Below are 12,768 nucleotides of genomic sequence, written 5' to 3'. Positions count from 1 at the left end.
GCGGCCCGTCACCCGGACAGGGACTGAAGATCATCGGTGCCTCCGAGTCTGGGGCAACCGCCCGCCGAAGGCCTCCCGGGCGGCCCGCACGAGTGACGACCGCACGGGGGACGGCCTGCGGGCCTGCGCCGACTGCCGGCCCCCGGTCGGCCCGCACTCCCGGCGACCGCGGGTAACGCCTTTTCCCACGACCGCGGGTGGCGCCTTTTCCCAGGTCCGACGGCGGACACGCGGGCGCGCACGCAATGACCGGCCCATCCATAAAGATGATGTTCCGAATACTACATAAGAACGCCAACATGACTAAGTCACTCACATCGGCGACAGAGGCCCGAACCCTATTCCGTACCGACAGGACTCCCTGTTCAATGACTGTGAGGCCGACTACGGCACTCCGGGGGACAGGCTCAATTCACCGTCGGTCGAGGATTGAATCCGCAGGAAGCGGAAAAGAATCAACCGAGCTCGCACAGGGCGGAAAAGGAGAGGCGACCACACCGGTCTCCAACTCCAGGGGAATTTCCTTCTGCCGCCCATGTCGCCGACTTCGCACGGGCGCCACCACAGAAGACAGCGAACCCACTCGTACGCCCCCTGAGACTTCCGCATGCATTCGACGGCCCCATCCCCTGCAATGGCGCAGGACCCGAGGCTGATTCCGTATTCCTACGGAGGATTTCAGGTGAACGAAAAAGAATGGCCCACCGATGACACCGTCCGCTCCACGGGGGCCCCTCCGCAGCCCACCGCCGTTCCGCTCGGACGGCGCGTTCTCCGCTCCCTCGCCTATCCCGTCCTGCTGACGGCCACCCTGCTGGTGGCGACGGCGGCACTGGTGCTGGACTGGAATCCCGAACGCGTGAGTTCATTTTTCCTCATCGGTACCCTGATCTATCTCACCGTCCTCGAAAGACTGATTCCACACCGGCGCGACTGGCACCCCGACGGAGCGGAATGGCGTTGGTACGGCGTCTATTTCCTGCTGACCATGGCCGGGAGCGCGCTTGCGCAGTTCTCTGTCACGACGGCGGTGGGAAGAATCTCGCCGACCGATCCGGCGCTCCCGCTCGGGGCCGAGGTACCGGCCGCGCTGCTGTGCGGTTCGCTCGCCGGTTATCTGGTCCACCGGCTGGGGCACACCAACCCCGTTCTGTGGCGACTGCACGGGGTCCATCACGTCCCGCAGAAGGTCAACGTCGCCAACAACGGCGTCAACCACGTCCTCGACACGGTCCTCGCCCAGGGCGTCGTGCAACTCACCCTGGCACTCGCCGGATTCTCCCAGCAGTCCGTTCTCGCGTCGGGGCTCTTCGTCGCCGCGCAGGGCTACTTCGTCCACGCCAACATCGACGTGCGGATCGGCCGGCTCAACCACGTCCTGGCCAGCCCGGAACAGCACCGCCTGCACCACAGCGCGGACCTCGCCGAGGCGGGCCACTACGGCTCCGACCTGTCCTGCTGGGACCACCTCTTCGGAAGTTTCACCTGGCGTCCCGGCCGTGAGCCGGCCGCGGTCGGGCTCAGCGATCCCACCTCGTTTCCCGGGACCGGCGAGATCCTCGGCAGTCTCCTCCGTCCGTGGCGCCGCGCGAAGCGGCCCGGGGACGGCACCGCCTGAACGGGCCTCCGGGCCCGCCCCGCTGACTCGGGCGCCGTCCGTGGCAGCGCGACCACTTGATGAGGAGTGTGCGAACTTGGCTGACGCGACCAACGACGTTTCGACGGGCAAAATCGCGATCATCGGCATCGGCTGCCGCTTGCCCGGCGGAGCTTCGGACCACCGTGCTTTCTGGCAGAACCTGTTGGACGGCAAGGACTGCGTCACCCCCACGCCGCCGGACCGCTACGACGTCACGACCCACCGGAGCGGTCACCGGGACAAGCCCGGCCGGCTGGTGGGCGGCCGGGGCGGATACATCGACGGCTTCGACGAGTTCGAACCCGCCTTCTTCGGCATCAGCCGTCGCGAGGCCGACCACATGGACCCCCAGCAGCGCAAGCTCCTGGAGGTGGCCTGGGAGGCCCTGGAGGACGGCGGCCAGCGGCCGGCGGACCTGGCGGGCAGCAACACCGCCGTGTACGTCGGCGCGTTCACGCTCGACTACAAGATCCTGCAGTTCTCCGACCTGAGCTTCGAGACCCTCGCGGCCCACACCGCGACCGGCACCATGATGACGATGGTCTCCAACCGGATCTCGCACTCCTTCGACTTCCGGGGCCCCAGCCTCTCCGTCGACACCGCGTGCAGCTCCTCCCTGGTCGCCGTCCACCTGGCCTGCCAGAGCCTGAAGCGCCGGGAGAGCGATCTGGCGCTCGCGGGCGGGGTGCTGCTGCACATGGCACCGCAGTACACCGTCGCGGAGTCCAAGGGCGGGTTCCTGTCGCCCGAGGGCCGTTCCCGCACGTTCGACGCCCAGGCGGACGGATACGTGCGCGCCGAGGGGGTCGGTCTGGTGGCGCTGAAGCGCCTGGAGGACGCGGTACGCGACGGTGACCCGATCCACGCGGTGATCCTCGGCAGCGGGGTCAACCAGGACGGCCGGACCAATGGCATAACCGTCCCCAACGGAGAAGCCCAGGTCTCCCTCGTGCGGCAGGTCTGCGCCGAGGCCGGCATCACCCCGGGCGACCTGCAGTACATGGAGGCGCACGGCACCTCCACGCCCGTGGGCGACCCGATCGAGGCCAACGCCCTCTCGCGCGCCCTCGCCATCGGGCGTGCCCCGGGAGCTCCTTGCTACGTCGGTTCCGTGAAGGCGAACATCGGGCACACCGAGTCGGCCGCCGGAATCGCCGGGCTGATCAAGACGGCCCTCTCGCTCAAGCACCGCACCATCCCGCCGCACATCAATCTCGAACGCGTCAACCCCGCCATCGACCGGGACTCCTCGCCGTACGAGATCCCCGACCGGGTCACCCCGTGGCCCGTCCACGAGGGACCGGCGCGGGCCGGTGTGAACTCCTTCGGCTTCGGTGGCACCAACGCGCACCTCGTCCTGGAGGAGGCACCGGAGCGTGCCCCCGGCCACCAGGTGTCCCCCGCACCGGAGCGCGGCTGGAACATCCTCCCGCTGACCTCGCGGCACCCCGACGCGCTCGTGCCGATCGCGGAGGGCGTCCGCGGTGAACTCGCGGGCGAGCGGGGCCCGGCCGTCTCCCTCGCCGACCTCGGCCACACCCTGGCGCACCGGCGTCAGCACCTGGAGTCCCGGCTCTCCGTGGTCCACTCCTCCCGGGAGTCGCTCGACGAGGCCCTGGCCGCGTACCTCCGGGACGAAGCCCACCCCCGGGTGGTCCAGTCGAAGCAGCTGGACCCCCAGGACCGCCGCCTGGTCCAGGTGTTCACCGGCATGGGCCCGCAGTGGTGGGGCATGGGGCGCGGACTGCTGGCGAGCGAACCCGTGTTCCGGGACACGGTCGCCGCGTGCGACCGGGAGATCAGGAGTATCGCGGGCTGGTCCCTCCTCGACGAGATGACGGCCGACGAGGACCGGTCCCGGATGGCGGAGACGTGGCTGGCGCAGCCGGCCAACTTCGCGGTGCAGATCGGGCTGGCGGCCCTGTGGCGTTCGTACGGCGTGCGCCCGGACGCGGTCGTGGGGCACAGCACCGGAGAGATCGCGGCCTTCTACGAGGCGGGCGTCTACTCCCTGGAGGACGCGGTCGCGGTCGCCGTCCACCGCAGCCGCCTCCAGCACACCCTGGCCGGCGCGGGCACCATGCTCGCCGTCGGTCTGCCCGAGGACGAGGCGGAGCGGCGGGTGCGGCCCTTCGGACCGCGGATCTCGGTGGCGGCCGTCAACAGCCCGGCCTCCGTCACCCTGGCCGGGGACGAGGCAGTGCTCACCGCGCTGGCGGAATCGCTCCGGGCCGAAGAGGTCTTCGTGAAGTTCCTGGCGGTCGAAGTCCCGTACCACAGCGCCGCGATGGACCGGATCAAGGACGAGCTGCTGGACTCCCTGGCGGACATCACGCCCCGCCCGGCGCGTGTTCCCCTCTACCTCACCGGTGTGGACGGGGTCGCCGAGGGCACCGAGCTGGACGCGGGGTACTGGTGGAAGAACGTCCGCGACCGGGTGCGTTTCCGCGCCGCCGTGGACCGGCTCGCCGACGACGGCTACCGGCTCTTCCTGGAGGTCGGCCCGCACCCGGTCCTCGGGCACGCGATCCGCGAATGCCTGGAGGCCGGCGGCCGGACGGCCTTCTCCGTGCCCTCGGTTCGCCGCGCGGAGGACGAGAACGAGCGCTTCGCCCTCTCCCTCGCCACCCTGCACAACCTCGGCGTCCCCGTCGCGTGGGACGTGCTCCACCCCGCCGGTGAGACCGTCCCGCTGCCCCGTTACCCCTGGCGGCGCGACCGCCACTGGACGGAGCCCGGCTCCGTCGCCCAGGTCAGGCTCGGCCTGCTCGACCACCCGCTGCTGGGGCGCCGTACCAGCCATGCCGAACCCACGTGGCAGTCCCGGCTCGACACCGAGACCCTGCCGTACCTCGCCGACCACCGCATCCAGGACACCGTGGTCTTCCCCGCCGCCGGCTATCTGGAGATGGCGGTCCAGGCCGTACGGACCCTCACCGGGGGCACCCACGTGGTGCTCGCCGACATCGACCTGCGCAAGGCGCTCTTTCTCGCGGAGGACGAGGCGAGGACCGTCCAGCTCTCCGTGTCCCTGGAGGACGGGGACTTCACGATCGCGTCCGTCCCCGCCGGGCCGGACGCGGAGCGCGCCGTGCACGCGAGCGGGGTGGTCCGCTCCGCACAGCGCCGCTCGGCCGGACCCGCGCTGGACACCGACGCGGTCCGAGGACGGAGTACGCACCGGCTCGGCGCCGAGGAGTGCTACGCCGGACTGGCCGCACTGGGCTACCACTACGGCCCCGCCTTCCGGGCCGTCCAGGAGGTCTGGATCGGCACCGGCGAAGTGCTGGCACGGATCGTCCCGACGGCGGAGATCGGCGACGACGCCTCCCGCCACCACATTCATCCGACCCTGCTGGACGCCTGCTTCCAGAGCCTGCTGACGCCCCAGATCCTGGCGGCGGAGACGCCCGCGCCCGGCACCGGAATCCGGCTGCCGCTCTCCCTCGACGAGATGAGCCTCTCCCCCGTCGGCGACCGGCCGCTCTGGGTGCACGGCACGGTGTCGCGCAGCGACGGCGACGAACTCGTCGGCGACCTTGCGTTGTACGCGGAGGACGGCACGGCACTCGGGTTTTTACGCGGATTCCGCGCGGCCGACGTGGAGAAGGCGTCGGCCGCCGTCTCCCGGAGCACCATCGACTCCTGGCTCGCCGAACCCGCCTGGATCGACCGCCCGTGGACCGGGGCGCCCGAGGACTCCTCCTCCCTCGCGGCAGGGACCGGTGAACAGGACTGGCTGGTCCTCGCGGACGGCGGCGGCCTCGGGGACGCCTTCGCCGATCTGGTGACCGCGCGGGGCGACCGCTGCCGTGTGGTGCGGGCGGACACGTCGCAGGGGCGGCCGGTCCGGGACGGCGAGTTCGCCGTCGCACCGGAGTCCGCCGAGCATCTGGAGCGGCTCTTCGCCGATCTGGACCGGGACGGCACGTCCTTCGGGGGCACCGTCGTCCACCTGTGGAACCTCGACCTGCCGGAGCTCCCGGCCTGTGAGCGCAAGGGGCTGGCACGGGCGGCCGGAACCGGCGCCTACTCCCTCGTCGCGCTCGCCCGGATTCTCGCCGCACGGCGTACCGGCGGCCGGCTCCACGTGGTCACCCGGGGCGCGCAGCCCGTGTCACCGGGCGAGACGGTCGAGCCGCTCGCGGCTCCGGCCTGGGGCGTCACACGGGTACTGCGCCACCAGGAGCTGGTCGGTCACCGCGGCAAGCTGGTCGACCTGGACCCGGCGCGGGAGGCCGGCGCACCGGGTCTCCGGGCCGACGCCGAGGCCCTGCTGCGCGAGTTCCTGACCGACGACGAGGAGGAGATCGGGCTGCGGGGCGACCGCCGCGCGACCAGTCGCCTCCTTCCCGCCGAGGGGCTGACCAGACCGCTGCCGCTCAGGCTGCGCGCGGACGGGAGCTATCTGGTCACCGGTGCGTTCGGGGCGCTGGGCCGGCTCCTGTGCCGGACCCTCGTGAAACGCGGCGCCCGCCGGCTGATCCTGATGGGCCGCACCCCGGTCCCGCCGCGCCAGGAGTGGGCGGCTGCCGACCCGGCGACCGCCGCCGGCCGGGCCGTCGCGCTTCTCCGGGAGCTGGAGGCCTTCGGCGCGCAGCCGGTACTGGCACCGGTGGACGTGACCGACGAGGACGCGCTCACCGGCTGGCTCGACGCGTACCGGCGCCGGGGTGGCGCCCCGGTGCGCGGCGTGTTCCATCTCGCCGGGCAGGTACGCGACACGCTCGTCGCGGAGATGGACCGGACCACCTTCGACGCGGTGCTGGACCCGAAGGTCATGGGCGCGTACCTGCTCGACCGGCATCTGCGGGACGAGCCGCTCGACCACTTCGTGCTCTTCGCCTCGATCGCCTCGCTGCTGACGACCGCCGGTCAGACCAACTACGCCGCGGGCAACGCCTTCCTGGACGCGCTGGCGCACCGGCGGCGTGCCCAGGGGCTGCCCGCGCTGAGTCTGGACTGGGGCCCGTGGGCGACCGGCATGATCGAGGAGCTCGGTCTGGTCGACCACTATCTGCACAGCCGGGGCATGAGCTCGTTGTCCCCGGACGCCGGTATGAGTGTGCTGGAGCGGGTCATCGGGCAGGACCGGGCCCAGTTGCTGGTCGCGACCGTCGTCGACTGGCCGACGTTCCTGGCCTGGTACGACTCGCCTCCCCCGCTGGTCTCCGAGCTCGCCGCGAGCGCCCGTGAGCAGGTGGCGGAGGGGGGCAACGGCTTCCTCGACACCTTCCGGCGCGCCGGGGAGGCGGAGCGCCGTGCCCTGGTGGTCGAGCGGTTCACCTCGCTCACCGCCACCGTGCTGCGTACGGCGCAGGAGGAGATCGACCCGTCCGGCGGACTCGGTGGCCTGGGGCTCGACTCGCTGCTCGCGATGGAGCTCCGGGCCCGGGTGCAGGCCGATCTCGGCATCGCGCTGCCGGTGGTCGCCCTGCTGAGCGGCACCCCTGTCGGCCAGTTGGCCGACCAGTTGTACCAGGGGCTGCTGGAACGCGTGGCGGCGGACGCCGCCGGGGACGGCGGAACGACGAGCGCCGTGGAGGTGTTCACCGACGAGCGCAGTCACCCGCTGACCCAGAACCAGAAGGCGCTCTGGTTCCTCAAGCAGCTCAACCCCGAGGGGTACGCGTACAACATCGGCGGTGCGGTGGAGGTACGCGCCGAGCTCGAACCGGACCTGATGTTCGAGGCCGTGCGCCGGCTCATCGCCCGGCACCCCGCGCTGCGCACCAACTTCCATCTGGAGGACGGGCAGCCGGTGCAGCGAACGACGTCGGGGGCGGAGCCCGACCTCGCTCTCTTCGACGTCCAGGGCCAGGAGTGGGAGGAGATCCGGCGGACGATCATCCGCGAGTACCGCAAGCCGTACGACCTCGAACGCGACCCGCTGGTGCGGTTCCGGCTCTTCAAGCGTGAGCCGGGCCGCTGGGTCATCATGAAGGCGGTCCACCACATCGTCTCGGACGCGATCTCGACCTTCACCTTCATCGAGGAACTGCTCGCTGTCCACGAGTCCCTGAAGCAGGGGCGGGAGCCCGCGCTGCCGCCGGTGGGCGCGCGGTACCTCGACTTCCTCAACCAGCAGAACCGCTTCCTGGCGAGCCGGGAGGCCGGCGCGATGCTGGAGTACTGGCGGTCGCACCTGCCCGCCGAGGTCCCCCTGCTGGACCTGCCGGTGGACGGGGCGCGCCCGGCCGTGCAGACGCACAACGGCGCGTCCGAGTTCTTCGTCCTGGACGACGGCCTCAGCGCCCGGGTGCACGCGCTGGCGCAGCAGCACGGGGTGACGCCGTTCATGGTGCTGCTGAGCGCGTACTACGTCCTCCTGCACCGCTACTCCGGGCAGGACCACGTCGTGGTCGGCAGCCCGGTGACCGGCCGGACCCAGCAGGAGTTCTCCTCGGTCTACGGCTACTTCGTCAACCCGCTCCCCCTGCACGCGGACCTCTCGGGCGCGCCGACGGTCGCCGAGCTGCTGGAGCAGGTCCGCTCCACCGTGCTGAACGGCCTGGACAACCAGGAGTACCCGTTCGTGCTGCTGGTCGAGGAGCTGGGGCTCCAGCACGACCCGAGCCGCTCCGCGGTGTTCCAGGCGATGTTCATCCTGCTCACCCACAAGGTGGCCACCGAGCAGTACGGCTACCGGCTGGAGTACATCGAACTCCCCGAGGAGGAGGGCCAGTTCGACCTGACCCTGTCGGCGTACGAGGACGAGGCGGAGGGGCGCTTCCACTGCGTGCTGAAGTACAACTCCGACCTCTTCCGGCCGGCGACCGTCCGCCGGATGGCCGCGCACTACGTCCGGTTGCTGGAGAGCATGACCCGTGCGGCGGCGGAACTGCCGACGCCCCGGCTGGAGATGCTGGAAGCCCCGGAGCGTGAGCGGCTGGTGGGCGAGTGGAGCGGCGCCCGCGCGCTGCCGGCCCGCACCGGGCCGGCGGCGGCCGGCGCCCGCCCGGTCCACCGGCTGATCGAGGAGGCCGCCGCCGCCCGGCCCGACGCGGTCGCGGTCTCGATGCCCTCCCTGTCCGGGGAGACGGCGCGGATGACCTACGGCGAGCTGGACCGCCGGGCGAACGCGCGGGCGCGGCGCCTGCGCGACCTGGGGGTTTCCGCCGGGTCGGTCGTCGGGGTCTGCCTGGACAAGTCGCCGGAACTGGTGGTCACGCTGCTCGCCGTGCTGAAGGCGGGAGGTGCCTACCTTCCGGTCCATCCGGACCAGCCGGCGGACCGGGTCGCGCACGTGCTGCGCCACGCCGAGGCCGCTCTGCTGGTCGCCGAGAACGCGCGCGCCCCGTGGGCGGAGGGCCTGCCCGTCCTCGTGACGACCCTGGACGGTCTGCGCGGCACGGAGTCGGACGGACCGGCCCCGCGGGTGGAGACGGACCCGGACGCGCCGGCCTACGTGATCAACACCTCGGGTTCCACCGGCCGGCCCAAGGCGGTCCGGGTGAGCCACCGGAGCCTGGCCTCGGCGTACGCCGCATGGCTGCGGGAGTACCGGCTCGACGGGTCGGGCGTCCATCTCCAGATGGCGGAGCCCTCGTTCGACGTGTTCACCGGCGACCTGGTGCGGGCCCTGTGCTCGGGAGGGAGCCTGGTGCTGGCCGACCGGGACCTGATCTTCGACACGCCCCGGCTGTACCGCACCATGCGGAGCGAGCGGGTGGACTGCGCGGAGTTCGTCCCCGCCGTGGTGCGGGGTCTGATGGACCACTGCGCGCGGGAGGGCGCACGGCTCGACTTCCTTCGGCTCCTGGTGGTCGGTTCGGACGCCTGGAAGGTCGCGGAGTACACCCGGCTGCGCGAGCTCTGCGGGCCCGGGACCCGGGTGATCAACTCCTACGGTCTCACCGAGGCCACGATCGACAGCGCCTTCTTCGAGGGGCCCGCCGACGACCTGGAGCCGGGGCTGATGGTGCCGATCGGCCGCCCGCTGCCCAACAGCACGCTCCATGTCCTCGACGCGCACGGTGAACCGGTGCCGCCGGGTGTGCCGGGCGAGCTGTGGATCGGGGGCGAGGGTGTGGCCCTGGGATACGCCGGCGACCCGGAGCAGACCGCGGCGCGCTTCGTCACCCGGCGACTGAGCCGGGAGTCCGGGGCGCCGCCGGAGCGCCTGTACCGGACCGGGGACCTGGCGCGCTGGGACACCGAGGGCAGGGTGCACCTCCTCGGGCGCGGCGACCACCAGGTCAAGCTGCGGGGCCACCGGATCGAGATCGGTGAGATCGAGGCGCATCTGGCGGGCTGGCCGGGTCTCGCCCGGGCGGTGGTGGCCGTCCGCCCGGACGCCGCCGGGGACGCCACGCTCTGCGCGTACTGCGTGGCGGAGCCGGGGGCGGTGCTCGACCGGCGGGCGCTGCGCCGCCATCTCGCGGGCGCCCTGCCCTCGTACATGGTGCCCTCGCACGTCACCGAGCTCGACGCGCTGCCGCTCACCCCGCACGGGAAGGTCGACGTCACGGCGCTGCCGGTGCCGGTGAGCGGGGACCGGCAGCAGTCGTACGAAGCACCGGTGACCCTGTACGAGGTGAGCATGGCCCGGCACTGGGGGGCGCTCCTCGGGATGGAGCGGGCGGGGCTCGGGGACGACTTCTTCGAGTCCGGCGGGAGTTCCATCAAGCTGATCGAGCTCCTCCACCATCTGCGCACGGAGTTCGGCGTCAGCATCCCGGTCAGCCGGCTCTACCAGGTCACCACGTTGCACGGCATGGCCGCGGCGGTGGAGGAGCTCGTCAACAGCACGTCCGCCGAGGAGCTGCCCTATCTGACCTTCAACCCCGGCCCGGGGCGGCCCGTCTTCTGCTTCCCTCCGGCCGGCGGCCACGGTCTGGTCTACCGGGGGCTCGCGGAGCAGCTCGCGGAGTACCGGCACCGCACCGTCGCCTTCAACTACGTGCCGGGCGATGACAAGGTGGCCCGCTACGCCGATCTGGTGGAGTCCGTCGAGCCGGACGGTCCCTGCCTGCTGCTCGGCTATTCGCTCGGCGGCAACCTCGCGTTCGAGGTGGCGAAGGAGCTGGAGTCGAGAGGCCGCGAGGTGGGCCGGGTGGTGGTGCTCGACTCCCGCCGCATCATGGAGGCGTACGAGCCGGGAGAGGAAGGGATCAAGACCTTCGAGGCGGAGCTGGGCCGCCACATCCATCTGCACACGGGTTCGGAGGTCGTCACCCGGACCGTCCTGGAACACGCCGCGGAGTACCTGGAGTTCTGCGGCAGGACGCCCAACACCGGGACGGTGGCCGCCCGGGTGGGCGTGGTGACGGACGAGGAGAAGGCCGGCCTCTACGCGGCCGGTGTCCCCGGCGCCTGGCACGGCAGCTCCACCACCGGGACGCGTGTCCTGAAGGGCTCCGGTGTCCACGCCGACATGCTCGGTCCCAAGCATCTGCCCCGCAACGCCGCGCTGGTGCGCGCCCTGCTGACGGGAGACGACGGCCATGCGGGATGAGGCGGGCTCCGACTGGGGCCGACGGGAGCGCACTCCCGGCAGCAAACCCCGCGTCATCATCGTCGGCGCGGGCGTGGCGGGTCTGTCCACCGGCGTGTACGCGCAGATGAGCGGGGCGCGGACCAGGATCTTCGAGAAGCACGTGCTGCCCGGGGGCTGCTGCACGGCCTGGTCCCGGGACGGCTACATCTTCGACTACTGCATCGAGTGGCTGATCGGCACCGCCGCCGGCAACGACGCGAACCAGGTGTGGCGTGAACTGGGCGCGCTGGACGGCAAGTCGATCACCAACTTCGAGCTGTTCAACAAGGTGGTCGACGAGAACGGCCGGTCGGTGACCTTCTGGAACGACCCGGACCGGCTGGAGGAGCACCTGACCGCCGTCTCCCCGGCGGACGCCCGGCTGATCCGCTCGTTCTGCCGGGATCTGCGGCGGTTCACCAAGATCGAGCTGTATCCCTTCCTGACCGCTCCGGCGCTCAGGACCGTACGGGAGAGGGCGGCGACGCTGCGCACGGTACTGCCGGCGTTCCGCCTCTTCTGGCGGACCGCGGCGACGCCGATGCACCGGTTCGCCGACCGGTTCGAGGACCCGCTGCTGCGCAGGGCGTTCCGGAACATCTTCTTCCAGGACCCGGAGGGCTTCCCTCTGCTGCCGTACCTCTTCAACATGGCCAGCGCCTACCACGGCAACGCGGGCTTCCCGCAAGGCGGTTCGCTGGGTCTCGCCCGGTCGGTGGAGGAGCGGTACACGGGGCTCGGCGGGACGGTCACCTACCGGGCCCGCACCGAGAGGGTGCTGGTGGAGAACGGCCGGGCGATCGGGGTCGAACTCCGCAACGGCAGGCGGTACTACGCCGACCACGTCGTCTCCGCCTGCGACGGGCGCACCACGATCCAGGGGCTTCTGGAGGGCCGTTGGACCAGCCCGCGGATCGACCGGCTCTACGAGGAGCTGCTGGAGAAGCCGGGCACCCTCTTCCCCGCGGTGGTCTCGGCCTTCGTCGGCATCCGGGGCCCGCTACCGGCGGAGGACGCCCACAGCACCACGTACCTGTTGAAGCCCGAGGACGCCGCCCGGCTGCCGGGCGCCCTGCAGAGCAGCCTGGTGGTCCAGTTGCGGTCCCGCTACTCCGACGGCTTCGCCCCGCCCGGCAAGTCGGTGGTGCACTGCACCTACTTCAGCGACTACGCCCACTGGCAGGAGCTGCGCCGCAGCGACCGCAAGGCGTACCGGGCGCAGAAGCAGCAGGTCGCCGATTTCGTACGGGGCTTCCTGGCGCGGCGGTGGCCGGACGCGGCCGAGCGGATCGAGCTGGTGGACGTGGCCTCGCCGGCCACGACCCGGCGCTACACCGGCAACCACAACGGTTCGATCCTGGCGTGGAAGGCGTTCTCGGACGCCGACGACGTGGCGTCCGATCTGGTCGGCAAGGACCGGATGCGGCTGCCCGGGCTCAGCGGGTTCTCCATGGCCGGCCAGTGGGTCGGCATGGGCGGCCTGATCCGTGCCGCGTCCACCGGCCGGTTCGCCGCGCAGTACCTCTGCGAGGAGCTGGGCATCCCGTTCAGGGCGTGGGAGAGCACTCCCTCCGGTCCCTGGCACAGCGGGAAGCTGGGGCGGCTGCCGCAGCTCGACCGGTGGACCGCCAAGGAGGGCACCGGCGCGTGA

Annotated in this window: 3 protein-coding genes; all 3 read left to right on the top strand. The window is 71.6% G+C overall.

What is annotated here, in order from left to right; all coding sequences use genetic code 11:
• Positions 1-796 precede the first annotated feature (796 nt).
• The 3 genes from OG599_RS34030 (at position 797) to OG599_RS34020 (ending at position 12,768) form a co-directional block, all read left to right on the top strand.
• Positions 797-1,618, top strand: coding sequence for a sterol desaturase family protein (locus OG599_RS34030; RefSeq protein WP_327180284.1), 822 nt, complete (start codon positions 797-799; stop codon positions 1,616-1,618).
• A gap of 76 nt (positions 1,619-1,694) precedes the next feature.
• Positions 1,695-11,096: a non-ribosomal peptide synthetase/type I polyketide synthase gene (locus tag OG599_RS34025; protein ID WP_327179823.1), complete on the top strand. Its 9,402-nt coding sequence runs from the start codon at positions 1,695-1,697 to the stop codon at positions 11,094-11,096.
• The gene (locus tag OG599_RS34020) at positions 11,086-12,768 is read left to right on the top strand and encodes a phytoene desaturase family protein (RefSeq protein WP_327179822.1); all 1,683 of its coding nucleotides are present in this window, start codon (positions 11,086-11,088) and stop codon (positions 12,766-12,768) included. Before OG599_RS34025 ends, OG599_RS34020 begins: the two co-directional genes overlap by 11 nt.

The sequence above is a fragment of the Streptomyces sp. NBC_01335 genome, assembly GCF_035953295.1.
Taxonomy (GTDB): Bacteria; Actinomycetota; Actinomycetes; order Streptomycetales; family Streptomycetaceae; genus Streptomyces.
Note: the sequence above shows the minus strand (reverse complement) of the source record. Positions and strands in the feature narration are given on the sequence as shown.

Coding starts and splice junctions, on each gene's coding strand:
- OG599_RS34020 (WP_327179822.1), top strand. CDS start 11,086: ATGCGGGATGAGGCGGGCTCCGACTGGGGCCGACGGGAGCGCACTCCC.